Annotated in this window: 22 protein-coding genes; 9 read left to right on the top strand and 13 right to left on the bottom strand. The window is 61.6% G+C overall.

Annotated elements, in window-relative coordinates; all coding sequences use genetic code 11:
* Positions 1–52: 52 nt before the first annotated feature.
* A complete protein-coding gene (locus tag AB4N85_RS20095) occupies positions 53–1,249 on the bottom strand; it encodes a class I SAM-dependent rRNA methyltransferase (protein WP_016772700.1) in 1,197 nt (398 codons plus the stop codon).
* A 163-nt stretch (positions 1,250–1,412) separates the two neighbouring features.
* Positions 1,413–1,952, bottom strand: coding sequence for a type 1 glutamine amidotransferase domain-containing protein (locus AB4N85_RS20090; protein WP_016772701.1), 540 nt, complete (start codon positions 1,950–1,952; stop codon positions 1,413–1,415).
* 228 nt (positions 1,953–2,180) lie between these two features.
* Between AB4N85_RS20090 and AB4N85_RS20085 the strand changes: the two genes are divergently transcribed.
* Genes AB4N85_RS20085 through AB4N85_RS20075 form a run of 3 tightly spaced genes read left to right on the top strand, consistent with a single transcriptional unit; the run spans position 2,181 to position 4,197 of the window.
* Positions 2,181–2,993, top strand: a complete 813-nt coding sequence (locus AB4N85_RS20085; protein WP_164558347.1) for an HDOD domain-containing protein — start codon at positions 2,181–2,183, stop codon at positions 2,991–2,993.
* A gap of 12 nt (positions 2,994–3,005) precedes the next feature.
* Positions 3,006–3,818 (top strand): bifunctional DNA-formamidopyrimidine glycosylase/DNA-(apurinic or apyrimidinic site) lyase, encoded by an 813-nt coding sequence (gene mutM / locus AB4N85_RS20080; protein ID WP_150743578.1) that lies wholly within the window; start codon positions 3,006–3,008, stop codon positions 3,816–3,818.
* A 55-nt stretch (positions 3,819–3,873) separates the two neighbouring features.
* Complete coding sequence (locus tag AB4N85_RS20075; RefSeq protein ID WP_252868429.1) at positions 3,874–4,197, top strand: multidrug transporter; 324 nt, start codon at positions 3,874–3,876, stop codon at positions 4,195–4,197.
* 125 nt (positions 4,198–4,322) lie between these two features.
* On the opposite strand, the gene AB4N85_RS20070 is transcribed toward AB4N85_RS20075, so the two are convergent.
* From AB4N85_RS20070 to AB4N85_RS20050, 5 genes are all read right to left on the bottom strand, one after another.
* Entirely contained in the window at positions 4,323–4,574 is a 252-nt protein-coding gene (locus tag AB4N85_RS20070; RefSeq protein WP_003195146.1) for a YfhL family 4Fe-4S dicluster ferredoxin, read from the bottom strand.
* A 159-nt stretch (positions 4,575–4,733) separates the two neighbouring features.
* A complete protein-coding gene (coaD, locus tag AB4N85_RS20065) occupies positions 4,734–5,213 on the bottom strand; it encodes a pantetheine-phosphate adenylyltransferase (protein ID WP_003229157.1) in 480 nt (159 codons plus the stop codon).
* Between the two features lie 115 nt (positions 5,214–5,328).
* Entirely contained in the window at positions 5,329–6,924 is a 1,596-nt protein-coding gene (locus tag AB4N85_RS20060) for a GMC family oxidoreductase (RefSeq protein WP_460065617.1), read from the bottom strand.
* A 131-nt stretch (positions 6,925–7,055) separates the two neighbouring features.
* Positions 7,056–7,601, bottom strand: coding sequence for a twin-arginine translocation pathway signal protein (locus tag AB4N85_RS20055; protein WP_460065614.1), 546 nt, complete (start codon positions 7,599–7,601; stop codon positions 7,056–7,058).
* Positions 7,602–7,630: 29 nt separating this feature from the next.
* Positions 7,631–9,061: a coniferyl aldehyde dehydrogenase gene (locus tag AB4N85_RS20050; RefSeq protein WP_252868426.1), complete on the bottom strand. Its 1,431-nt coding sequence runs from the start codon at positions 9,059–9,061 to the stop codon at positions 7,631–7,633.
* 147 nt (positions 9,062–9,208) lie between these two features.
* Here AB4N85_RS20050 and AB4N85_RS20045 point away from each other — a divergent pair, with 147 nt between their 5' ends.
* Positions 9,209–9,880 (top strand): TetR/AcrR family transcriptional regulator, encoded by a 672-nt coding sequence (locus AB4N85_RS20045; RefSeq protein ID WP_016772708.1) that lies wholly within the window; start codon positions 9,209–9,211, stop codon positions 9,878–9,880.
* Between the two features lie 31 nt (positions 9,881–9,911).
* Positions 9,912–10,766, top strand: a complete 855-nt coding sequence (locus tag AB4N85_RS20040; protein WP_073471025.1) for a sulfurtransferase — start codon at positions 9,912–9,914, stop codon at positions 10,764–10,766.
* 253 nt (positions 10,767–11,019) lie between these two features.
* On the opposite strand, the gene AB4N85_RS20035 is transcribed toward AB4N85_RS20040, so the two are convergent.
* The 6 genes from AB4N85_RS20035 to AB4N85_RS20010 form a co-directional block, all read right to left on the bottom strand.
* Entirely contained in the window at positions 11,020–12,027 is a 1,008-nt protein-coding gene (locus AB4N85_RS20035) for a hydrolase (RefSeq protein ID WP_236167722.1), read from the bottom strand.
* Between the two features lie 71 nt (positions 12,028–12,098).
* The gene (locus AB4N85_RS20030) at positions 12,099–13,571 is read right to left on the bottom strand and encodes a M16 family metallopeptidase (RefSeq protein ID WP_252868425.1); all 1,473 of its coding nucleotides are present in this window, start codon (positions 13,569–13,571) and stop codon (positions 12,099–12,101) included.
* On the bottom strand, positions 13,568–14,908 hold the full coding sequence (locus tag AB4N85_RS20025) for a M16 family metallopeptidase (RefSeq protein WP_252868424.1): 1,341 nt from the start codon (positions 14,906–14,908) through the stop codon (positions 13,568–13,570). Before AB4N85_RS20025 ends, AB4N85_RS20030 begins: the two co-directional genes overlap by 4 nt.
* A gap of 108 nt (positions 14,909–15,016) precedes the next feature.
* Positions 15,017–15,619 (bottom strand): 16S rRNA (guanine(966)-N(2))-methyltransferase RsmD, encoded by a 603-nt coding sequence (gene rsmD, locus AB4N85_RS20020; RefSeq protein ID WP_041476826.1) that lies wholly within the window; start codon positions 15,617–15,619, stop codon positions 15,017–15,019.
* The gene (locus AB4N85_RS20015; RefSeq protein ID WP_252868423.1) at positions 15,619–17,109 is read right to left on the bottom strand and encodes a M16 family metallopeptidase; all 1,491 of its coding nucleotides are present in this window, start codon (positions 17,107–17,109) and stop codon (positions 15,619–15,621) included. The genes rsmD and AB4N85_RS20015 overlap by 1 nt, the downstream gene beginning before the upstream one ends.
* On the bottom strand, positions 17,102–18,457 hold the full coding sequence (locus AB4N85_RS20010) for a M16 family metallopeptidase (RefSeq protein WP_041476824.1): 1,356 nt from the start codon (positions 18,455–18,457) through the stop codon (positions 17,102–17,104). Before AB4N85_RS20010 ends, AB4N85_RS20015 begins: the two co-directional genes overlap by 8 nt.
* Before the next feature lie 608 nt (positions 18,458–19,065).
* Here AB4N85_RS20010 and ftsY point away from each other — a divergent pair.
* The 4 genes from ftsY (at position 19,066) to rpoH (ending at position 23,213) form a co-directional block, all read left to right on the top strand.
* Positions 19,066–20,553, top strand: a complete 1,488-nt coding sequence (ftsY, locus tag AB4N85_RS20005; RefSeq protein WP_041476823.1) for a signal recognition particle-docking protein FtsY — start codon at positions 19,066–19,068, stop codon at positions 20,551–20,553.
* A complete protein-coding gene (gene ftsE / locus AB4N85_RS20000) occupies positions 20,550–21,221 on the top strand; it encodes a cell division ATP-binding protein FtsE (protein ID WP_016772715.1) in 672 nt (223 codons plus the stop codon). Before ftsY ends, ftsE begins: the two co-directional genes overlap by 4 nt.
* Positions 21,218–22,243 (top strand): permease-like cell division protein FtsX, encoded by a 1,026-nt coding sequence (gene ftsX / locus AB4N85_RS19995; RefSeq protein WP_016772716.1) that lies wholly within the window; start codon positions 21,218–21,220, stop codon positions 22,241–22,243. The genes ftsE and ftsX overlap by 4 nt, the downstream gene beginning before the upstream one ends.
* Positions 22,244–22,358: 115 nt before the next feature.
* Positions 22,359–23,213 (top strand): RNA polymerase sigma factor RpoH, encoded by an 855-nt coding sequence (gene rpoH / locus AB4N85_RS19990; protein WP_016772717.1) that lies wholly within the window; start codon positions 22,359–22,361, stop codon positions 23,211–23,213.
* Positions 23,214–23,288: the final 75 nt, after the last annotated feature.

Raw genomic sequence — 23,288 nt, 5'->3', positions numbered from 1 at the left:
GGGCGCGCAAAAAAAACGGGGAGCTCATTGGCTCCCCGGTGTTCAAGCGCAATCAGCTGTTGGGCAGCAGACGGCAGGTGATGCTTTTGATGTAACGGGTTTCAGCGATGGCCGGATGCACCGGATGATCCGGACCCTGACCGCCACGCTCGAGCATCTGGATATTGCGGTCCAGGTGACGGGCGCTGGTCAGCAGGATGTTCTGCAGATCGTCTTCCGGCAGGTGCATGGAGCACGAAGCACTGACCAGAATGCCGTCCTTGGTCAGCAGGCGCATGGCTTGCTCGTTGAGACGACGGTAGGCGCCTTCGCCGTTCTTCATGTCTTTCTTGCGTTTGATGAAGGCCGGCGGATCGGCAACGATCACGTCGAAGCGCTCTTCGCTGGCTTTGAGTTCCTTCAAGGCTTCGAAGACGTCGCCTTCGATGCAGGTCATCTTGTCAGCGAAGCCGTTCAGCGCGGCATTGCGCTCGACGCCGTCGAGGGCGAATGCAGAGGCGTCGACGCAGAACACTTCGCTGGCGCCGAACGCAGCGGCCTGCACGCCCCAGCCACCGATGTAGCTATAGAGATCAAGTACGCGTTTGCCCTTTGCGTAAGGTGCCAGGCGCGCGCGGTTCATGCGGTGATCGTAAAACCAGCCGGTTTTCTGCCCTTGAATGACCGGCGCTTCGAACTTGACGCCGTTCTCTTCCAGCGCGACCCACTCCGGCACCAGACCGAACACGGTTTCGACATAACGGTTGAGGCCTTCGGCGTCGCGGGCGGCGGAATCATTCTTGAACAAAATGCCGCTTGGCTTGAGCACCTGGGTCAACGCGGCGATCACGTCGTCCTTGTGCGCTTCCATGGTCGCCGAGGCGATCTGCACCACAAGAATGTCGCCGAAGCGATCGACCACCAGACCCGGCAGCAGGTCGGAGTCGCCGTAGACCAGGCGATAGAACGGCTTGTCGAACAGACGCTCGCGCAACGACAGCGCGACGTTCAGACGGTGCACCAGCAACGACTTGTCGAGTGCCAGTTTGATGTCGCGCGACAGCAGGCGCGCGCAGATCAGGTTGTTCGGGCTCATGGCGACGATGCCCAACGGCTTGCCGCCAGCGGCTTCGAGCACCGCCTGATCGCCGGCCTTGAAGCCGTGCAGAGGCGTGGCGGCCACGTCGATTTCGTTGCTGTAGACCCACAAGTGGCCGTTGCGCAGGCGACGGTCGGCGTTGGCTTTGAGGCGCAGGCTAGGCAGGGACATGACGTCGCTCCGGAAAAAAGAGCGGGAGTATAGCGTGTTGAGGTTTGCGCAGGGCTGAGGATGCGATGAAACGCTGATGATGCCTTCGCGAGCAGGTTCGCTCCCACACTTGGAATGCATTCACCTGTGGGAGCGAGCCTGCTCGCGAAAGCGATTTCAGCTCTTATGCAGCCAGTGCGTCAATCAGGGCCTGACTGAACGCCGGCACATCATCCGGCTGGCGGCTGCTGATCAGGTTGCCGTCCTTGACCACCTCCTGATCGACCCAGTTGACCCCGGCATTGACCAGATCGTCCTTGACCGTTTTGTAGCTGGTCATGGTCTTGCCATTGACCAGCCCTGCGGAAATCAGCAGCCAGCTGCCATGACAGATCACGGCAATCGGCTTGCCCGCCGAAGCGGCAGTCTTGACCAGATGCTGGGCATCCTGATCGATACGGATGGTGTCGGAATTCTGCACACCGCCCGGCAGCAGCACGGCATCGTATTGATCGACGCTCACAGCCTGGAAAGTGTTGCTGACGGGGAAGTCGTCGGCCGGTTTGTCATGGTTCCAGCCTTTCACCGTGCCAGCCTCGGCGGAAAGGATATCGACCTGCACGCCGGCCTGCTCCAGAGCATCCTTGGGGCCTGTCATTTCGACCTGTTCGAAACCATCGGTAACCAAAATAGCGACGCGTTTGCCATTGAGGGAAGTTGCCATCGGTAAGCTCCTGAGTCTGTGGAGATTTTGCCTTCGCAGCGGACCGTTGAGGTCCGATGCGCCCTACAGATTCCGAAGCCTGGGCACAGATGAAAGTTCCGACGATGTGCCCATCGGTGTGTCGCCCTGCCGTTTCAGCGGTTAGAATCGCCGCCTGCCCCGGAGTGTGTACTTATGTCCCAAGAGCTGACCACCGAACAGATTCAACAATCGCTGCAAGGCATCAGTGTGCCGGCGCAACCGCAGATCATGGTGGATCTGCAAATGGAGCAGTACATGCCCGACCCGGACCTGGAGGTGATCGCCAAGCTGATCTCCCAGGATCCCGGCCTGTCCGGCGCGCTGCTGAAAATCGTCAACTCGCCGTATTACGGCCTGAGCAACAAGATCACCTCGATCCAGCGTGCGGTGAACCTGTTGGGCAGCCGCTCGATCATCAACCTGATCAACGCGCAGTCGATCAAGGGCGAGATGAACGACGACACCATCGTCACCCTCAACCGTTTCTGGGACACCGCGCAGGACGTGGCGATGACCTGCCTGACCCTGGCCAAGCGCATCGGCACCCAGGCCGGTGACGAAGCCTATGCGTTAGGGCTGTTCCACGATTGCGGCGTACCGTTGATGCTGCAGCGTTTCCCCAACTACATGACCGTACTGGAAGAGGCCTATGCCAGCGCCAGCCCGGAATGCCGTGTGGTCGATACGGAAAACCGTGTGTTCAACACCAATCACGCCGTGGTCGGTTACTACACTGCCAAGTCCTGGCGCCTGCCGGAGCATGTCAGCGCCGCCATCGCCAACCACCACAACGCGCTGGCGATTTTCAGCGACGAATCGTCGAAGAACAGCCAGCTGAAAAATTTGCTGGCGATTCTGAAAATGGCCGAGCACATCTGCGCCTCTTATCGCGTGCTGGGCAACCAGACCGAAGATTTCGAGTGGAACGCGGTCGGCCCGTTGGTGCTCGATTACGTCGGTCTGTCGGACTACGACTTCGAAACACTCAAACAAACGATTCGCGACCTCGGCGCGCATTGATCCGAGGACACCATGCCTGAACTGCCGGAAGTCGAAACCACCCGTCGCGGGATCGCCCCGCACCTGGAAGGCCAGCGTGTCAGCCGCGTCATCGTCCGCGACCGGCGCCTGCGCTGGCCGATCCCCGAAGACCTCGATGTGCGCCTGTCCGGGCAGCGCATCGTGCTGGTGGAGCGGCGCGCCAAGTACCTGTTGATCAACGCCGAGATCGGCACACTGATCAGCCATCTGGGCATGTCGGGCAATCTGCGTCTGGTCGAGGCCGGGTTGCCGGCGTTGAAGCACGAGCACGTCGACATCGAACTGGAATCGGGTCTGGCCCTGCGCTACACCGACCCGCGACGGTTCGGCGCGATGCTGTGGAGCAACGACCCGCTCAATCACGAACTGCTGATTCGCCTCGGACCGGAGCCGCTGACCGATCTGTTCGATGGCGAAAGATTGTTCAAGCTGTCACGCGGGCGCTCGATGGCGGTCAAGCCGTTCATCATGGACAACGCGGTGGTGGTCGGGGTGGGCAATATCTATGCGACCGAAGCGCTGTTCGCCGCCGGCATCGACCCGCGCCGCGAAGCCGGAAGCATTTCCCGCGGGCGTTACTTGAAACTGGCGATCGAGATCAAACGCATCCTCGCCGCCGCCATCGAGCGTGGCGGCACGACATTGCGCGATTTCATTGGCGGCGACGGTCAGCCCGGCTATTTCCAGCAGGAACTGTTTGTCTACGGCCGGGGAGGGCAGCACTGCAAGGTCTGCGGCACCGGATTGCGCGAAGTTAAGCTCGGCCAGCGCGCCAGCGTGTTTTGTCCGCGCTGCCAGACCTGAAAAATCCTTGGGTCTATAGTGAGAAGTCTCACTGCTCAGCCCGAAGGATCGTGCCATGAAACTCCTGCAAGTCTTCTTCGTCACGCTGCTGCTGTGTTCCAGTCTGGCTGCTCAGGCCTCGGAAAACGGCAGCGGTGACCCGCGATACACCATCCAGAATCCCCCGGCCTACGCCATGCTCGGCGACCTGCTGATTGCCCGACCTTTGCTGGTGGTGGCAACGGTGATCGGTGCGGGAGCGTTTGTGGTGTCGTTGCCGTTTACCGCGCTCGGCGGCGGTGTTGGCGATGCCGGTCAGGCGCTGGTGGTAGACCCGGCGAAAGCAGCGTTTGTGCGGTGTCTGGGGTGTACGGGGGAGGGGTTCGAGCAGCGCGAGTGAGCTGATCGGGTTTCAGGGGTGTGGCTGATGGCCCATTCGCGAGCAGGCTCGCTCCCACAGGAGAATGCATTGCAAATGTGGGAGCGAGCCTGCTCGCGAAGAGGGCCGGACGGGCACTGAAGAGATCAGGCCTTGCCGGTAATCTTGCGGTACTTCTCCATCAACTGTTCTTCAGTCTCCGGATGGGCTTCGTCCAGTGGAATGCAATCCACCGGGCAGACCTGCTGGCACTGCGGCTCGTCGTAGTGGCCGACGCACTGGGTGCACAGGTTCGGGTCGATCACGTAGATCTCTTCGCCTTGGGAAATGGCGGCGTTCGGGCACTCGGGTTCGCAGACGTCGCAGTTGATGCAATCGTCGGTGATGATCAGGGACATGCTAACTCCAGCCGGGGCGGCAGGCCCGGGCGCTATAAATCAATGCGCGCAATTGTGCCGCATTGGCGCTCGCAGTGCACGCGGGGGCGATCAAGGGCACGAGACTGCAATCTTTAAAAGCAAAGATCGTCTGATCGCAGCCCGAGCCTTCGGCAGTTCCTACTTCTTGAAGCGCAGGGTCAGCGCGTCGGCCACGGCCGGGTGGACGAACTTGCTGATATCGCCGCCCAGCGCGGCAATCTCCCGCACCAGCGTCGAGGAAATGAACGAATAACGCTCCGACGGCGTGAGAAACAGGCTCTCCACATCCGGTGCCAGTTGGCGGTTCATGTTGGCCAGCTGGAATTCGTATTCGAAGTCCGACACCGCACGCAGACCACGCAGGAACACATTGGCGTTCTGCTCTTTGGCGAAATGCGCGAGCAGCGTCGAGAAACCGACCACTTCCACGTTCGGCAGGTGTTTGGTGACCTCGCGAGCCAGTTCGACCCGTTGTTCCAGTGGGAACAGCGGGTTCTTTTTCGGGCTGGCGGCGACCGCAATGATCACGTGATCGAACAGGCGCGAGGCGCGTTCGACCAGATCGCCATGGCCCTTGGTAATAGGGTCGAAGGTACCTGGGTACAACACTCGGTTCATCGCGTCGTCCTGGCGGGAGTCCGTTGGGGAGTCGGATGGTATCGCAGCCTTCCCGGTCGGCCAAGTCGCCTGTTGGGTAAGAAAGCACTATAGACGATAGGAATATTCTGCTTTTTCATGGATTTTTCAGCCGATCAGCCAAGGCTGTCGCCAGTTGCGCGGTCAGGCCATACACCGACAACTGCGGGTTGACGCCGATGCTGGTGGGGAACAGCGAGCCGTCGTGAATCGACAGATTGCGCAGTTGATGATGGCGACCGAGGCTGTCGGCGACCGCGCTTTTCGGATCTTCACCCATCGCACAACCACCCATCACGTGGGCACTGCCCAGTCGCGTGCGGTACAGCTCCAGGCTCAACCCGTCGATCAGCGAGCGCGCCTCAGCCAGTGTCTTCACATAGCGACCGTCGGCGTGCATCGGCATGACCGATTGCGCGCCGCCGGCGAACTGGATTTCGGCCATGACGTGAAAGGCCCGGCGCAAACCGTCCCAGGCGTACTGCGAAACCTGATAGTCGAGCACCGGCGAGCCGTCGCCGCGCAGCTCCACCGAGCCACCGCTGCTGTCCGGGTGGAAGCCATCGCGCAGCAGCGCCAGCATTGCGTGGGTGTGCGGCAGGTCGGCCATGTGCCGGGCGTTCTCCCGGCCGAAACCACCCAGCAGCGTGGCCGCCAGCGCCGGGTGCAGCGGCGGCACTTCGAGTTTGAAAGCCATCGGCCCGGTGGTGCCGTCCTTCCACTGAAAATGGTCGGAATAGATCGACTGCGGCGCGCCGTAAAACGGATTGACCACCTCGGCGAAACGCGCGGCGGACATGTTCACCGGATGCAGAAAAGTACGCTTGCCCACGCGCTCATGCGGATCCGGTGCGTCGGAGCGCAGCAACAGCGCCGGGCTGTTGATGCCGCCGCCGGCCAGCACATAATGCCGCGCCTTGACGGTGATGCTGCGCCCGGTCGGCTCGACGCAGCGTTCGTCCATCGCCACGCAATGCAGCCCGGTAACCTTGTCGCCACTGATCAGCAGTTTCTCCACCCGCGCCAGATACAGCAGCTCGCCGCCCTTTTCCAGCGTCGCCGGGATGGTCGTGACCATCATCGATTGCTTGGCGTTGCTCGGGCAGCCCATGCCGCAATAGCCCAAATTCCAGCAGCCGCGCACGTTGCGCGGGATCACGTGCCAGCTGTAGCCGAGTTGCTCGCAGCCTTTGCGGATCACGTCGTTATTGGCGTTGGGTGGCACCATCCACGGCGCGACCCCGAGGCGCTGCTCCATTTTTTCGAACCACGGCGCCATCTCTGCCGGGCTATGGCCTGTGACGTTGTGCTCGCTGGCCCAGTGTTCGAGGGTCGGCTCGGGCGTGCGGAAGCTCGAGGTCCAGTTGATCAGCGTCGTACCGCCGACCGCGCGGCCCTGCAGGATAGTGATCGCGCCGTCCTTGCTCATGCGCCCGATGCCTTCCTGGTAGAGGCTGCTATAGGCCTCGTCTTCGAGCAGTTTGAAATCCGAGCTGGTCTTCAGCGGGCCTTCTTCGATCAGCAGGACTTTGTAGCCGGCCGCGCTGAGGATTTCCGCTGTGGTACCGCCGCCGGCGCCGCTGCCGATGATGGCGACGTCGGCTTCGAGGGTGAGGTCGTCGCTCAATTGCGCGCCGTTGTAGGTTTTCCAGCCTCGGGCGAGGCCTTCGCGGAAGGGATCGGGTACGGGCATCGGTCAGGTTCTCTTTATTATTCTGGATGCTGAGGTGATGCAGCAGGCCCCTTCGCGAGCAGGCTCGCTCCCACAGGGGGATGCATTTCAAATGTGGGAGCGAGCCTGCTCGCGAAGGCCGCGCCCTGGTTTCAGACCTTCGGCGGACCGGGATAACCGCAATGCGCCCAGGACTCGGCGCGGGTGTACCAGGCCATCATCACCATCTGCTGCAACGAGCTATGGCCCATGCGCAACAAGCTCAGTGAGCTGTTCTCCCAGCGATCAAGGAAATGCCGCATCGCCTCAGGGCTGGCGTTTTCCCAACTGCCCCAGATACCGGTGAGCGGGCCACGGGTCACGGCCATGCCGAGCACATCGAAGAGTTGCCGAGTGAGCTTGAGCATTTCCGGCGACACGTGATCAAGGCTGTAGTCCAGCGACTTCAGCGTGCCGTCGACCGCCGCGGGCATTTCCCCGGTGGCAACGGCGCCGTCGAGCATCACCGGGATCAGCGCGCGCAGGAACAGCAGATCGCCGTCGCGCAAAACGACAAAGCCGTTGGCGCTGACGCTCGACGAGCAGCCAGTGAGGCTGGCGCCAAGGCCGGCGGTGGCGAGAAACGCGCTGGCGCCGAGGCTGAATTTCAGCAGGCTACGGCGCGACAGGGCAGGTGTTTCGGTCAGGCTTGGGTGCATTGTTTTTATTACCCGGCGTCGACGAACGTTTAGCGAATGAACAGCTTCTGAATCAGTTTCTGAATCGATGTGCCGTAGGGCGGGTAGATAAGCCGGGCCGCGTTGAAGCGCTGTTTGATCAGCACGCCCTTGGCCTTGCTGAAGGTCAGGAAACCTTCGTGGCCGTGGTAATGGCCCATGCCCGAGGGGCCGATGCCACCGAAGGGCATATCGTCCTGAGCGACATGCAACAAGGTGTCGTTCAGGCATACGCCGCCGGAATGGGTCTCGTGCAGTACGCGATGCTGTTCGCGTTTGTCGTAGCCAAAGTAGTAAAGAGCCAGAGGACGAGGCCGCTGATTGATGTAAGCGAATGCCTGCTCCAGATCGCGATAAGGCACGATTGGCAGCAATGGGCCGAAGATTTCGTCCTGCATCACCGTCATCTCATCGCTGACATTGAGCAGCACGCTGTGCGGCATGCGCCGGCCCTGGCCTTGTTCGAACAGTGGGATCAGCAGCGCGCCCTTGCTGGTCGCGTCGCTGACGTAACCGTTCAGTCGGGCCATCTGGCGTTCGTTGATGATCGCGGTGTAGTCGGCGTTGTCGGCCAGGGTCGGGTAGAAGCCTTTCACAGCCTGACGGTAGGCCTCGACGAAGGCGCCGACGCGGTCTTCCGGCACCAGCACATAGTCGGGCGCGACGCAGGTCTGCCCGGCGTTGAGGGTCTTGCCGAAGGCGATGCGTTCGGCGGCGTCCTTGAGCGGTACGTCTGTGGAGACGATGGCCGGCGACTTGCCGCCCAGTTCCAGGGTGACCGGCGTGAGGTTTTCCGCTGCAGCGCGCATAACGTGTTTGCCGACGCTGGTGGAACCGGTGAACAGCAGGTGATCGAACGGCAGACGCGAGAACGCTACGCCGATATCTGCCTCACCCAGCACCACGCAAACCAGGTCTTCGGGAAAGATCCGCGCGAGCAGCTCTTTGAGCAACAGGCCGGTGGCCGGGGTCGATTCGCTGAGCTTGAGCATCACCCGATTGCCCGCCGCCAGGGCGCCGGCCATCGGCCCTACGGCCAGATACAGCGGGTAGTTCCACGGCACGATTACACCGACCACGCCCAGCGGCTGGTAAACCACCTTTGCCGAAGCAGGCTGGAACGCCACGCTGACCTTGCGCCGCGACGGCTTCATCCATTTTTTCAGGTGACAGCTGGCGTAGTGAATGCCGTGCAGGCTCGGCATCAGTTCGGCGAGCAGGGTTTCGTCGGCGCTGCGGTGACTGAAATCGGCGCTGATCGCCTCGATCAATGCCTGCCGCTCAGCGCTGAGCAGATCGCGCAAAGCCTTGAGCCATTGCTGACGTTGCGCGGCCGGCGGCATCGGGTTGGCGGCATATGCAGCCCGTTGCGCCTGGAACTGCCGATCGAGGGTTTCAAGAGGCTGTTGCAGGGTTTGCAGGTAGGCAATGTCGGCAGTCATCGCGGGCTCCGGATTTTATTGTAATGGGCACTTTTTAGAGTCTAAGCTCTAGAAAGTCAAACGACTTCCGTGCACGGCAAGGTTTTATCCATTTCCGGTTAGGTCGTAAGATGCGCCGTCTACGCACTCTGAATTAAAGCTCAAGCCATGGCCCCACGAATAAAAACCAGCGAGCGCATCGTTCAGAACAGCCTGGAGCTGTTCAATCAGCAGGGCGAGCGCAGCGTCAGCACCAACCACATCGCCGCGCACATGGAGATTTCTCCGGGCAACCTGTACTACCACTTCCCCAACAAGCAGGCGATCATCGCCGTGTTGTTCAGTGAGTACGAAGCCCTGGTGGACAGCTTTTTGCGTCCGCCTCAGGGTCGCCCGGCGACCGTCGAGGACAAGCGTTTCTATCTCAAGGAACTGCTCTCGGCCATGTGGCGCTACCGTTTCCTGCATCGTGACCTCGAGCATCTGCTCGACAGCGATGCGGAACTGGCCGCGCGCTATCGGCGCTTTTCCCAGCGCTGCGTGATCCAGGGCGCAGCGATCTACGAAGGCTTCGTCGCCGCCGGCATCCTGAAAATGGACCGTGTGCAGATCGAATCGCTGACCCTCAATGCGTGGATCATCCTGACCTCGTGGGTGCGTTTTCTGTGCACCACCCGGGAAAACTCCAACCACCTCAGCGAACAGGCCGTGAAGCGTGGCGTGTATCAGGTGCTGGTGCTGGAAGCAGGGTTTGTTACCGATCAGGCGCGGGATGAAGTCAACGCATTGTTCGACGAGTTCTACGTGCCACTGGCGCAGGCCCTTGAAGACGTGAAATAAACCGTTCAGCCGAATTCCACAGGAGCCCGTTATGTCGATTGCACAGTTGATCAGCCCACAAGCTTTGGACGCTCGCAAAGAGCAGCCGGGGCTGGTGATTCTCGATTGTCGTTTCGCCCTCGAGGATCCGGATTACGGCCAGCGCAGCTACGCCGAAGGGCACATTGCCGGAGCGAGTTTCGCCGATCTGGAACGGGATCTAAGCGGCAAAGTCGAGAAGGGTGTGACCGGGCGTCATCCGTTGCCCGAGCCGGCGGCGCTGATCGAACGCCTGCAAGCCTGGGGCATCAGCAACGACAGCGATGTGGTTTTGTATGATGACGGCCCGGGTGCATACGCGGCGCGGGCGTGGTGGTTGCTGGCATGGCTGGGCAAGCGCGACGGCGTATTCATTCTCGATGGCGGGCTCAAAGCCTGGCACGCCGCCGGCCTGCCGCTGAGCCTGGATCCGCCGAGCGTGACGCCGGGTAACTTCAGTGGCCAGCCGGACATGAGCCTGTTGCTCAGCGCCGAGCAATTGCAGCAGCGCCTCGGCCAGCCAACCCTGACCCTGCTCGACGCCCGCGCCTTGCCGCGCTTCAAGGGCGAAGTGGAACCGATCGATCCGGTGGCTGGGCATATTCCCGGCGCGCAGTGCGCGGCGTTCACCGACAACCTCGGCAGTGACGGACGTTTTTTGCCGGCGGAGCAGCTCAAGCAGCGCTTTGCGGCGAAGCTGGGTGATCGCTCACCGTCGGAACTGGTCGCCTACTGCGGCTCCGGGGTGACAGCGTGCCATAACCTGTTTGCACTGTGCCTGGCCGGTTATCCGCTGGGGGCGTTGTATGCCGGATCGTGGAGCGAGTGGATCAACGAACCGTCGCGCGGCATTGCCACGGGCGAATAAACACAGCGATCTCTCTGTAGGAGTGAGCCTGCTCGCGATGGCGGTGTGTCAGTGAGTTAAATGCCACCTGACCCACCGCATTCGCGAGCAGGCTCGCTCCCACATTGAACCAGGTTGTGCCATGCATTTTCATGCCGACACAAATCCCTGTGGGAGCGAGCCTGCTCGCGAAGGCGTCCTGTCAGGCATTGAATTTCCAGACTGACACACCGCCATCGCGAGCAGGCTCACTCCTGCAAGGGCCATGCGGCGTTCATTGACCGAGTGCGGCCAGCCATTGTGGTATGCGCCGCTCCAGGTAATACCCGGGCCGGCGAAACGAGCCGTCGACGAAGCCGACATGACCGCCACGCGCCTGCAATTCGAACTGGGTGCAGGCTGACAACTCATCGGCTTGCGGCAGGCTGTGGGGAAATACGAACGGATCATCCGCTGCCTGAATGATCAGCGTCGGCGTGCGGATCTCGCCGAGGTAGTAGCGGCTCGAGGCGCGGCGGTAGTAATCCTCGGCATCGGTGAAACCATGCAGCGGCGCGGTGACCCGGCCGTCGAAATCCCAGAACGTACGCATGTTTTCCAGCGAGCCGAGCGCGGCCAGTTTCGCCAGGCCGTCTTCGCGTCCGTCATGCTGGAACTGGCGCTGCTTGTTCTTGATGTAGGCGACCATTTCGCGCATGAAATGCGCCTGGTAAACCCGCGAAAATCCCTGGCCAATCCGGTCTGCGCATTGGTCGAGCCTGAACGGTACCGACACCGCCACCGCGCCGAGCACACCGCTGTTGCTGCCGGTTTCACCGAGATGCTTGAGCAGCACATTACCGCCCAGCGAATAACCGACCGCGTACAACGGCGCCAACGGTCGTTTCGCGCGCAGATGCTGGATGGCTTCGGCAAGGTCTTCGCTGGCGCCGGAGTGGTAGCTGCGCGGCAACAGATTCGGCTCGCCGGAACAACCGCGCCAGTTCAGCGCGACGCTGGCCCAGCCCTGCTCGGCCAAGGCCTTTTGAATGCCCGCCACATAGGGCGAATTGGATGAGCCGGTCAAACCGTGCAGCACCAGTACCAACGGCGCCTCGGCGCTGTGCGGGCCGTGCCAGTCGAGGTCGAGGAAGTCGCCGTCCTCGAGCCACAGGCGTTCGCGTTCGCGCTCGATGTGCACGGTCTTGCGCCACAGCGGACCCCACAGGGTTTGCAGATGCGGATTGCCGAGGCCGAAGGCCGGAACGAAACGCGAGGCGGGAAGCGGGGACGGTGATTGCACGGCAAATCTCGACAGGTCTTGCGTAAAGCGACCGGCGCACAGGGCGGGCTGTCGCTTCTCAACGAAAGCGCCTAACTTGCCACAAAGCCCGGGTCGGCGCGACACATGTCCTCTTCAGCCTGACCGATCGGCGCAACCTCCGGTCCAGGCAGTGGCTGTTGCTCGACACTGGGGCCGACCGTAACCGACACCCAGCGATCAACAGACAAGTGACGGTTCATAGCGAGTTTGATGTCGTCCACCGTCAGCCTCTGCACTTGTTGCATTGTGTAATCCAGATCGAGCGGCAAGTCGTAGCGGTTGATCTCCACGAGTCTGGCCAGAATGTGCCGGTTGCTGGCGCTGGTGAGCACATTTCTGTTGGCCAGCCTGCGCTTGAGGTGCTCGAGTTCCGGGGCGGTCGGCCCTTGCCGAAGAAAATCATTGAGCATCGAGCGCACCAAAGCGACGGTGCTGTCGCTCATGGAGCTACCGGTCTGCAAGGTGACGGTCAGCAACCCGGCGCCACCAGCCCAATTGACGCTGGCGCCATACACGTCATAAACCTGTCCGCGCTTGTGCCGCAGTTCATTCATCAACCGACTGTTGCTGCCTCCGGCGAGAATCTGACTGGCGGCGTACAAGGCGGTGTGATCGGCATGTCGTCGCGGCACGCTGATTTGGGCAAAGGCAATGTGGGTCTGCAGTTGATTCAGTTCCAGGTGACTGGACTGGACGTTTCCGGGTGTTGCTATTGCTGAAGACACCAGCGCGTCAGGAGGCTTGGGCAGGGCATTGCTGATCTGCAGGCTGATCGCTTGTGCCTGGTCCAGAGTGAGGTCGCCGACCAGGGTGATTTGCGCATGTCGGGCAGCGTAATAGCGGCGATGGAAATCCTCCACGGCGGCCCGGGTCACGGCATTGAGGCCCCATTGCGTGCCATAGACCGGAAGGCTGTACGGGCTGTCCGGCGCAAGCAGTGCCTTGATGCTCTGCGAGGCCAGACCCGCGGCGTCGCCTTGCTCTGCGATGAGCGCTGCGCGCAGTTCGTCTTTCACTGGCGGCAGGCGCTGGGCGCTGAGCGATGGCTCGCTGAATATTCGCGTCAACAGATCCATCGCCGGTAGGCGCTTGGCCGGATCGCTGAGGCTGCGCAGGGAGAACACGGCGCGGTCGTGATCGATATCCATTTCCCATTGCGCGCCGAGCCCGTCGAAGGTTTCGACGATGGCGGACAAATCCTTGCCGGGGATACCTTCATTGAGCATGGAAAAGGTCGTGGCAGCCAGGCCCGGCAGGCTACCGTCGCGGGCGCTGCCTGCGGCGAAGCTGACGTGAATATCGAACATCGGCAGATCGCTCGTGCGCACGAACAGCACCTTGGTGCCGGTCAGGGTTTTCCAGCCCCTGATCTGCAATGCGCGCGGCTTGATTTCCAGCGCTTGGACTTCGCTGAGCGATTGCAGGCGCGATGTCCGCGCTTGTTCAGGCTGACCATCAGCGCAAGCCGCCGCAGCCGACAGCCACATCAGGACCAACCCCGTGCGCCTTGAGGACCTGCTCATCGGACGTCCACCTTGCGCACTTGGGCAACGCTGAGACGCTCGGGTATCAGCCACGTGGCGGCCACTTCGCGGATCTGTTGCGGCGTCACTTTCGCCAATGCAGCGGCATCTTCATCGAGTATTCGCCAAGGCAAGCCGATGGCCTGGAACCTGGCCAGCTGACGCGCCTGTTCCTGAATCGAATCGCGGGCATACACCTGCTGCGCAATCAGTTGCGTGCGTGCCCGCTCAAGCTCTTCCGCCGACGGTGGTGTGGTGCGCAACCTTTCGATCTGCTCCCACACCCGCGCTTGCGCACCTTCAAGATCGGTCAGCGGCGGATCGGCCAGCTCGGCAGTCAACAGCAGCAGGCTGTCGCCGCGCGTGCGTTCGTCGTAGTGAGTGTCGACACGATTGAGCACGCGGTCGGTGAAAATCAGTTTCTTTTGCAGGCGCGCGCCATGTGTGCCGCCGAGTATCGCGTTGATCAGGCGCAGGGCGTGCACGGTGTGCAGGTCTTTGGCCGTGGCCAGTCCGGGCAGATTGAAAGCCATCAGCAACCGCTCTGCTGGGACATTGCGCTGCAAGGTCAGTCTGCGTTCGCCCGGCACTTTCAGCTCCACGGGCCGTAACAGGCGCGGCACGGGACGATTTGCGAGCGCGCCAAAATAGCGCTCGGCCAGCGGCTGCACGTGTGCGAGCGTGACATCGCCGACGATCACCAGTACGGCGTTGCCCGGCGCGTAACGGCTTTGATACCAATGGCGAAGTTCCTCGGCGTCCACGTGCTGCAGGTCGTGCATCCAGCCGATGACTGGCGTGCGATAGCTGTTGGCGACATGCGCCTGGCTGGTGAAGTGTTCCAGCACAGCGGCGTCGACATCGTCGTCGATGCGCAGCTGGCGCTCTTCGCGAATGACTGCCAGTTCGGTTTTCAGGTCGTCGACGTGCAAATCAGCAGTCGTCATCAGGTCGGCCATCAGCTCGAAAACCACGCCCAGATAGCGCGGCGACAAGGTCTGGTAGTAGCCGGTGACGTCCTCGGCGGTGAAGGCATTTTCTTCGGCACCCAGGGACTCCAAAAGACGCGAAGCCTCACCGGCGCAGGTCTTGCGGCTGCCTTTGTAGAGCATGTGTTCAAGAACGTGCGATAGCCCGGCTTGCCCCGGCGCCTCGTCTGCCGAGCCGACCTTGAACCACAAATGCGAAGTGACCAGCGGCGCACGGTGATCCTCGCGCACCAGTACCTGCAAACCGTTTTCCAGGGTGAATTGATGAGTCGGCGGGGGCGTGGCGGCCAGCGTCATGAACGGCGCGAGGCCAAGAAAAAGCAGCATCCGGCTGCAGAGCGTATCCATACGCGAAATCCTCAGTGGTTAACGCAGATTGCGGTAACCACTGTGGCGGACTGCGAGGCACTGGGTGCGGTAACTATCTACCGCACGCTACAGCGCAGTGCGGATGGTTCAGGCGCTGCGCTGCCACAACGCGTAATACACACGACCGGATTTCTGTTCGCGGTGCAGGCGCCAGTTGCCCGGCAGGCCCAGCGTCGATGGCGCTGTTTCGCTTTCCGTGTAGATCCACGAATCGGCCGCCAGCCATTGGCGCTCTTCCAGCAAAGTACAAACCGCTGGTAACAGGTTCTGGTTGAACGGCGGGTCGAGGAACACCAGATCGAACGGCGTCGCGGCCTGGGTTTCCAGGTAGCGCAGCGCGTCGGCGGTTTGTACTTGGCCGTTGCTGCAACGCAAGGTGCCGAGGTGTTCCTTCAGACTGGAAACCGCAACGTTGCTGGCGTCCAGCGCCTGGGCCGTGGCCGCGCCTCGGGACAGCGCTTCGAGAAACAGCGCGCCGCTGCCGGCGAACGGGTCGAGCACTTTCGCCCCTTCGACATAGGGCGCGAGCCAGTTGAACAGGGTTTCACGCACGCGATCCGGGGTCGGGCGCAGGCCCGGTGCGTCGGGGAAGCTCAGCTTGCGGCTGCGCCACTGGCCGCCAATGATGCGCAGCTGATTGACGCCGTTGTGCACGTTTTGCACGGGTTTTTTCGGTGCTCGAGTGGCCATTAATGCTCCGGAACCCCGAGCGGTTGCTCGGCAGGTTTATCAGATGGGGCCGGTAACGGCTTTTGCGGCACGGTCGGGCCAGCGGTGACGATGACCATTTTCTCCGTGCTCAGGTGTTTGTTCAGCGCATCGCGGACCTGCTCCACAGTCAGGCTCTGCGACTGCCGCATGAAATCGTCGAGATAGCTCAGTGGCAGATTATAGAAGCCCATCGCGCCGAGCTGGCCAACGATGTCGGCGTTGCTCGCGGTGGACAGCGGGAAGCTGCCGGCCAGTTCGCGCTTGGCATCGTCGAGTTCTTTCTGTGTCGGCCCGGTTTTCAGGTAGTCGGCGAGCACGTTCTGCACCAGTTTCAGGGTGCCTTCGCTCATCTCGGCGCGGGTCTGCAGGTTGATCATGAACGGGCCACGGGCCTGCATCGGGCTGAACGCCGAATACACGCCGTAGGTCAGGCCGCGCTTCTCGCGCACTTCGCTCATCAGGCGCGTACCGAAACCACCGCCGCCGAGGATCTGGTTGCCCAGCGACAGCGCGGCGTAATCCGGATCATCGCGATCGATGCCCAGTTGCGCGAGCATCAGGTTGGTCTGTTTCGAAGGAAACTCGATGTGGTTGACACTGGCCTTCGGCTCCTGCGGCGCAGCGATCTTCGCCAGCGCCGGACCTTTCGGCAGGGCCGAGGAAACCTGATTGGCAATCGCCTCGGCTTCGGCTCGCGACAAATCACCAACCAGCGCAATCACCGCATTGCCGGCGGCGTAGGCCTTGGCATGGAACTCGCGCAATTGCGCGACGGTGATCTTCGGCACGCTTTGGGCATTGCCATCGCTGGAATGCGCGTACGGGTGATCGCCATACAGACGCTTCATCAGCTCCAGGCTGGCGAGTTTGCCGGGGTTCTGTTTCTGATATTCGAAACCGGCGAGCAGTTGGTTCTTGATGCGCGCGAAGGAATCGGCGGGGAAGGTCGGTTTGCCGACCACATCGGCGAACAGCTTCAACGCCGGTTCACGCTGCTCGGGTGCGCTCAGGCTGCGCAACGAGGCCAGCGCCATGTCCTTGAACGCACCGTTGCCGAAGTCGGACCCAAGGCCTTCAAAACCCTGGGCGATAGCGCCGACGTCTTTGCCGGCGATACCTTCATTGAGCATGGCGTTGGTCAGCACCGCGAGGCCGGGCGCGTTGCCGTCCTGGCTGCTGCCAGCGGCGAAGATCAGGCGCATATCGAACATCGGCAGCTCATGCGCTTCGACGAACAGCACTTTGGCGCCGTCAGCGGTGTTCCAGGTCTGTACATCGAGCTTGCGGCTGGCCGGGGCCTTGCCATCGAGTTCGGCCAGCGATTGCAGTTTCTGGCTGGTTTTGGCGTTATCCAGGGCTTCGCTGGCGTGGCTGTCAGCGCCGGGCGACAGATACACGGCCGCCGAGCCGATCACCGCGACAGCAATCAGGCCAAGCAGCATCAGGCGTGGGGTTTTGCGCTCACTCATGAGTCGTCTCCAAAGGCAGGACGTGGGCGACGCTGAGACGTTCGCGGGTGAAATACTTTTTCGCGGCGTTCTGGATGTCTTGCGGGGTCACGCTTTCCAGATCGGCCAGTTCGGTGTCCATCAGCTTCCACGACAGACCGACCGTTTCCAGTTGACCGATCGCGGTGGCCTGGCTGGTGATCGAGTCACGCTCGTAGACCAGGCCGGCGATGACTTGAGCGCGGACGCGTTCCAGCTCTTCGGCAGACGGCGCGGTGGTTTTCAGTTGCTCAAGCAGTTTCCACAAGCCGGCTTCGGCCTGGGCAATGGTCTTTTTCTTCTGCGTATTTGGCGTGGCCGACAGGGTGAACAGGCTGTCACCACGGGTGTAGGCGTCATAGTCCGACGAGCCGCCGGAGACCAGCTCTTCGCCACGTTCCAGCTGCGTCGGGATGCGCCCGCTGTAGCCGCCATCGAGCAGCGCGGAGATCAGGCGCAGGGCGTTGACCGAGCGTTTGTCTTCAGCGGTAGCAATGCTCGGCACGTTGAAGCCAAGCATCAGGCTCGGCAGTTGGGTTTGCACGCGCAGGGTGATCTGGCGTTCGCCGGGCTCGGCCAGTTCCAGCGGTTTTTTCGCCGGTGGCACGTCGCGTTTGGCGACCGGGCCGAAGTAGCGCTGGGCGAGGGTTTTCACTTCGTCCGGAGTGACGTCACCGACCACCACCAGCGTAGCGTTGTTCGGCGCGTACCAGGATTGGTACCAGTGGCGCAGTTCCTCGACTTTCATACGGTCGAGGTCAGCCATCCAGCCGATGGTCGGCGTGTGATAACCGCTGGCCGGGTAGGCCATGGCCTTGTAGCGCTCGTAGGCCTTGGACATCGGCTTGTCATCGGTGCGCAGGCGGCGCTCTTCCTTGATGACTTCGATTTCCTTGGCGAACTCGTCGGCCGGCAGGCGCAGATTGGCCATGCGGTCTGCTTCCAGCTCAAACGCCACGCCGAGGCGGTCACGGGCCAGCACCTGGTAATAAGCAGTGAAGTCGTCGCTGGTGAACGCGTTCTCTTCGGCGCCGAGGTCGCGCAGGATCAGCGAAGCTTCGCCGGGACCGACTTTTTCGCTGCCCTTGAACATCATGTGCTCGAGCGCGTGGGACAGACCGGTCTGGCCCGGAGTCTCGTAGCTGGAGCCGACCTTGTACCAGATCTGCGAAACGACCACCGGCGCACGATGGTCTTCGCGCACGACGACCTTGAGGCCGTTGTCGAGGGTGAATTCATGGGTCGGTTGCGGGTCGGCCGCCAGGGCCGAAAGGGGCAGGCAGACTGCGCTGAGCAGCAGGCCAGCAGCGCGGCGGGCTAGAGCATTCATTCGTTTTTCAACCTGTTGGGCTGCCCGCTTGGTCTTAGCGTCGGCGGGCGAGAGGTAGGGCGTGTCATTGATCATTACCAGTACCGCGCCGGCGCCTGATAGTGTGCAGGGCAAGGCGCGAGGAGTGTGGTTTGGTTGTTCCAAATAAACTCCGAGCAACGCAGCCCTGCACACTATCAGGCCCGGCCCTCCGGGTGGCGCCTGAAAACGGGCCATACTGCGTTGCAGTCCTTGGCAAGGAAAGCACATTCCCTGCGGCCTGCGCCTTGTCTGGCCCGTTTTCAGGCGGCCACGCGGTACTGGTAATGATCAATGACACGCCCTAGGATACTGATCCGTTTTACTGGCGGCCACGCCTATCAGGCTTCAGGGTTTGATAAGGCTGTATAGGTTTGCGGCGAAAAGCTGTGTTTTCCCCACTAAACTCCGCGTTTTCGCCGATCTTTGCCGGTTTAGATCAACGTTAATACGATCCTTGAGGTGCCTTCGGTGCCTCGACAAAATGTTGCGCGTGAACAAGCTGGGTGAAACACAGTCTGTTCTGCATCGAATATTTATTTGCCGGGGCGCCCTGTTGGCGCGTCGCTACCGTGAGATAGCCGTCCTCCATGTTTGGTTCCAACGACGACAAGAAGAGCCCAGCTGCGGCTGGCGAGAAGAAAAGCCTGTTCGGATGGCTGCGGAAAAAACCGCAGGAACCCGTCGTCGAACAGCCGCCCGCGATTCCTGAACCGGCCCCCGCGCCAGCTCCTGTAATAGAAGAAGAGCCGGCGCCGATTGTGCTGCCGATCGCCGAGCCGGTGCTGCAACCGGAGGCTGAAGCCGAGCCGGAAGCGCCCGCCGCTCCCGAACTGCCGCTGACGCCCGCCGCCGAGCCGTGGCTGACCTTGCCGGTGGCAGAAGAGCCGGTCGCGCTGGTTGAAGAAGCGGCGCCACATGTGACGCCAGTGATTCCTGCGCCGGTTGCCGAGGTGCCTGCGCAGCCTGTGCCTGAACCGGTTGTCGAGCCTGCGCCGGTCATTTCTGAACCCGCCGCCCCGGTTGTCCCGCCGTCGGAGCCTGCACCGATTGCCGCTGCGCCGGTTGTCGCTCCGGTCGCTCCGGTCGTGCCGGTCGAAGTCCCTGTAGAAGCGCCAGTCGAAACCCCGCGCACCGAAGAAACCAAAGCCGGTTTCTTCGCCCGCCTCAAGCAAGGCCTGTCGAAGACCAGCGCCAGCATCGGCGAGGGCATGGCCAGCCTGTTCCTCGGGCGCAAAACCATCGACGACGATCTGCTCGACGACCTCGAAACCCGTCTGCTCACCGCCGACGTGGGTGTTGAAGCCACCACGCAGATCATTCAGCGCCTGACCCAGAAGGTCGCACGCAAGGAACTGGCAGACGCCGACGCCCTGTACAAATCCTTGCAGGCCGAATTGGCCGCAATGCTCAAGCCCGTCGAGCAACCGCTGAAAATCGCCTCGCAGAACAAGCCTTTCGTGATTCTGGTGGTCGGCGTCAACGGCGCCGGCAAAACCACCACCATCGGCAAGCTGGCGAAGAAGCTGCAATTGGAGGGTAAGAAGGTCATGCTGGCGGCCGGCGACACCTTCCGTGCAGCGGCCGTGGAGCAATTGCAGGTCTGGGGCGAGCGCAACAAGATTCCGGTGATCGCTCAGCACACCGGCGCCGATTCCGCTTCGGTGATCTTCGACGCCGTGCAAGCGGCCAAGGCCCGTGGCATCGACGTGCTGATCGCTGATACCGCCGGTCGCCTGCACACCAAAGACAACCTGATGGAAGAGCTGAAAAAGGTTCGCCGGGTGATCGGCAAGCTCGATGCCGACGCGCCGCATGAAGTGCTGTTGGTGCTCGACGCCGGCACTGGCCAGAACGCGATCAACCAGGCCAAGCAATTCAACCAGACCGTCGAACTGACCGGTCTGGCGCTGACCAAGCTCGACGGTACCGCCAAGGGCGGGGTGATTTTCGCCCTGGCCAAGCAATTTGGTCTGCCGATCCGCTACATCGGCGTCGGTGAGGGCATCGACGACTTGCGTACCTTTGAAGCCGAACCCTTTGTCCAGGCACTGTTTGCCGAGCGGGAGCGTTCATGATTCGTTTCGAACAGGTCGGTAAACGCTACCCGAACGGTCACGTCGGCTTGCATGAGCTGAGCTTTCGAGTCCGTCGTGGCGAGTTCTTGTTTGTCACCGGCCACTCCGGTGCCGGTAAATCCACGCTGTTGCGCCTGTTGCTGGCAATGGAACGGCCGACCAGCGGCAAATTGCTGCTCGCCGGGCAAGACCTGAGCACCATCAGCAACGCGCAGATTCCATTCCTGCGCCGACAGATCGGCGTGGTGTTCCAGAATCACCAGTTGCTGTTCGATCGCACGGTGTTCAACAACGTCGCCTTGCCGCTGCAGATCCTCGGCCTGTCCAAGGTCGAGATCGCCAAGCGCGTCGATTCGGCGCTGGAACGCGTGGCGCTGTCGGATAAATCCGATCTGTACCCGGGCGACCTGTCCACCGGTCAGCAACAGCGCGTCGGCATTGCCCGCGCCATCGTCCACCGCCCGGCCTTGCTGCTGGCGGACGAACCGACCGGTAACCTCGACCCGCGTCTGGCCGCCGAAATCATGGGCGTGTTCGAAGACATCAACCGTTTGGGCACCAGCGTACTGATCGCCAGTCACGACCTGGCACTGATCGCGCGCATGCGTCATCGCATGCTGACCCTGCAACGCGGCCGCCTCATCGGCGACGGGGAGGCCGGGGTATGAGTGCGACACGCAGTCCTAAGGTTTCCGAGCGCGTGGCCCCGAAGGCCGCCGATCCGCAACCGCAGAAAAAGAAAAAGCACGACGATGACGACGGCCCGGACTTCGCCACGCTGTTTCGCGCCTGGATCGAAAGCCATCGCGCCAGCCTGCTCGACAGCCTGCGCCGTCTCGGCAAACAGCCGATCGGCAGCTTCTTCACCTGCATGGTGATGGCCGTGGCGTTGAGTCTGCCGATGGGGCTTTCGCTGTTGCTCAATAACGTCGAACGTCTCGGCGGTTCCTGGCAGCGCGCGGCGCAGATTTCCCTGTACCTGCAACTCGACGCCAGCCCGGAACAAGGCGAAGCGCTGCGTGAGCAGATCAAAGGCATGCCGGGCGTCGCTGATGCCGAATATGTCGGCCGCGATCAGGCGCTGGAAGAGTTCCAGCAGCAATCCGGCCTGGGCGAAGCCCTGCGTGAGCTGCCTGACAACCCTTTGCCGGGTGTGGTGCTGGTGACACCGAACGAAGTCGACAAGCCGACACTCGAAGCATTAAGACAAAAACTTTCCGAGCTGCCGAAGGTACAACAGGCGCAACTTGATCTAGTCTGGGTCGAGCGTCTGGCCGCCATCCTCAAGCTTGGCGACCGCTTTGTCTTCGGTCTGACGGTGCTTTTGGTGTCTGCATTACTTTTGGTGATAGGCAATACCATTCGTCTTCATATTGAAAACCGCCGCACCGAGATAGAAGTGATTAAACTCGTCGGCGGCACTGACAGTTATGTGCGCCGCCCTTTCCTTTATATGGGCGCGTTGTATGGCTTCGGTGCAGGGCTGTTGTCCTGGGGCGTATTGGCGTTCGGCCTGAACTGGCTGAACGATGCGGTGGTCGGACTGGCCGGCTTGTACGGCAGTGATTTCGCCCTGGCCGGTGTGCCAGTGGCCGACGGTCTGTCGCTCTTGCTTGGCGCGGTGCTGTTGGGTTATATCGGTGCATGGATTGCAGTCGCACGTCATCTCAGGGAGCTGGCGCCGAAGTAGAATCTTTTTTGCGCGTGATTGACCTTGCGGTTTTTATGGGAACTTGTACCTGAGTTCCCGGTCAATTTTTCGCAGTGCCGAGAGGCACGAGTATGTGAGTGGGAGGTTTTTTCGTATGACCAATTCTTTGCAACCTGCGTATGCGTTGGTTCCGGGTGCGAACCTGGAAGCCTACGTGCACACCGTCAACAGCATTCCATTGCTGACGCCGGAGCAGGAGCGTGAACTGGCCGAGAGTCTCTACTATGAGCAGGATTTGGGGGCGGCTCGGCAGATGGTGCTCGCCCACCTGCGTTTTGTCGTACACATTGCCCGTAGCTATTCCGGCTACGGTCTGGCTCAGGCTGACCTGATCCAGGAAGGTAACGTTGGCCTGATGAAGGCCGTCAAGCGTTTCAATCCGGAAATGGGTGTGCGTCTGGTGTCGTTCGCCGTGCACTGGATCAAGGCGGAAATTCACGAGTTCATCCTGCGCAACTGGCGCATTGTGAAAGTCGCGACCACCAAGGCCCAGCGCAAGCTGTTCTTCAACCTGCGCAGCCAGAAGAAGCGTCTGGCGTGGCTGAATAACGAGGAAGTCCACCGTGTGGCGGAAAGCCTCGGCGTCGAACCACGTGAAGTGCGCGAGATGGAAAGTCGCCTGACCGGCCATGATATGGCCTTCGACCCGGCTGCCGAAGCCGACGACGACAGTGCTTTCCAGTCTCCGGCCAACTACTTGGAAGACCACCGGTACGACCCGGCGCGTCAACTGGAAGATGCCGACTGGAGCGACAACTCCAACACCAACCTGCACGAAGCACTGGAAGTGCTGGACGAGCGCAGCCGTGACATCCTCTACCAGCGCTGGCTGGCGGAAGAGAAAGCCACGCTGCACGACCTGGCGCAGAAGTACAACGTGTCGGCCGAGCGAATCCGTCAGCTCGAAAAGAGCGCGATGAACAAGCTCAAGTTGTCGATCGCCGCGTAACCGGTAGATCAGCAATAAAAAACGCCCCGATCAGCGATGATCGGGGCGTTTTCATTCTGTTTCAACACAAATCCC

Source organism: Pseudomonas sp. H1_G08, from assembly GCF_054681355.1.
The sequence above is the reverse complement of the archived record's forward strand: the minus strand, read 5'-3'. Positions and strand labels throughout refer to the sequence as shown.

Excerpts from the sequence above, each read along its gene's own strand:
- AB4N85_RS20075 (WP_252868429.1), top strand. The coding sequence starts at position 3,874 with ATGAAACTCCTGCAAGTCTTCTTCGTCACGCTGCTGCTGTGTTCCAGT.
- mutM (WP_150743578.1), top strand. The coding sequence starts at position 3,006 with ATGCCTGAACTGCCGGAAGTCGAAACCACCCGTCGCGGGATCGCCCCG.
- AB4N85_RS20060 (WP_460065617.1), bottom strand. The coding sequence starts at position 6,924 with ATGCCCGTACCCGATCCCTTCCGCGAAGGCCTCGCCCGAGGCTGGAAA.
- AB4N85_RS20045 (WP_016772708.1), top strand. The coding sequence starts at position 9,209 with ATGGCCCCACGAATAAAAACCAGCGAGCGCATCGTTCAGAACAGCCTG.
- rsmD (WP_041476826.1), bottom strand. The coding sequence starts at position 15,619 with ATGGCCACTCGAGCACCGAAAAAACCCGTGCAAAACGTGCACAACGGC.
- AB4N85_RS20050 (WP_252868426.1), bottom strand. The coding sequence starts at position 9,061 with ATGACTGCCGACATTGCCTACCTGCAAACCCTGCAACAGCCTCTTGAA.
- AB4N85_RS20090 (WP_016772701.1), bottom strand. The coding sequence starts at position 1,952 with ATGGCAACTTCCCTCAATGGCAAACGCGTCGCTATTTTGGTTACCGAT.
- AB4N85_RS20025 (WP_252868424.1), bottom strand. The coding sequence starts at position 14,908 with ATGGATACGCTCTGCAGCCGGATGCTGCTTTTTCTTGGCCTCGCGCCG.
- AB4N85_RS20010 (WP_041476824.1), bottom strand. The coding sequence starts at position 18,457 with ATGAATGCTCTAGCCCGCCGCGCTGCTGGCCTGCTGCTCAGCGCAGTC.
- AB4N85_RS20015 (WP_252868423.1), bottom strand. The coding sequence starts at position 17,109 with ATGAGTGAGCGCAAAACCCCACGCCTGATGCTGCTTGGCCTGATTGCT.
- ftsY (WP_041476823.1), top strand. The coding sequence starts at position 19,066 with ATGTTTGGTTCCAACGACGACAAGAAGAGCCCAGCTGCGGCTGGCGAG.
- ftsE (WP_016772715.1), top strand. The coding sequence starts at position 20,550 with ATGATTCGTTTCGAACAGGTCGGTAAACGCTACCCGAACGGTCACGTC.
- ftsX (WP_016772716.1), top strand. The coding sequence starts at position 21,218 with ATGAGTGCGACACGCAGTCCTAAGGTTTCCGAGCGCGTGGCCCCGAAG.
- AB4N85_RS20095 (WP_016772700.1), bottom strand. The coding sequence starts at position 1,249 with ATGTCCCTGCCTAGCCTGCGCCTCAAAGCCAACGCCGACCGTCGCCTG.
- AB4N85_RS20055 (WP_460065614.1), bottom strand. The coding sequence starts at position 7,601 with ATGCACCCAAGCCTGACCGAAACACCTGCCCTGTCGCGCCGTAGCCTG.
- AB4N85_RS20030 (WP_252868425.1), bottom strand. The coding sequence starts at position 13,571 with ATGAGCAGGTCCTCAAGGCGCACGGGGTTGGTCCTGATGTGGCTGTCG.
- AB4N85_RS20040 (WP_073471025.1), top strand. The coding sequence starts at position 9,912 with ATGTCGATTGCACAGTTGATCAGCCCACAAGCTTTGGACGCTCGCAAA.
- coaD (WP_003229157.1), bottom strand. The coding sequence starts at position 5,213 with ATGAACCGAGTGTTGTACCCAGGTACCTTCGACCCTATTACCAAGGGC.
- rpoH (WP_016772717.1), top strand. The coding sequence starts at position 22,359 with ATGACCAATTCTTTGCAACCTGCGTATGCGTTGGTTCCGGGTGCGAAC.
- AB4N85_RS20070 (WP_003195146.1), bottom strand. The coding sequence starts at position 4,574 with ATGTCCCTGATCATCACCGACGATTGCATCAACTGCGACGTCTGCGAA.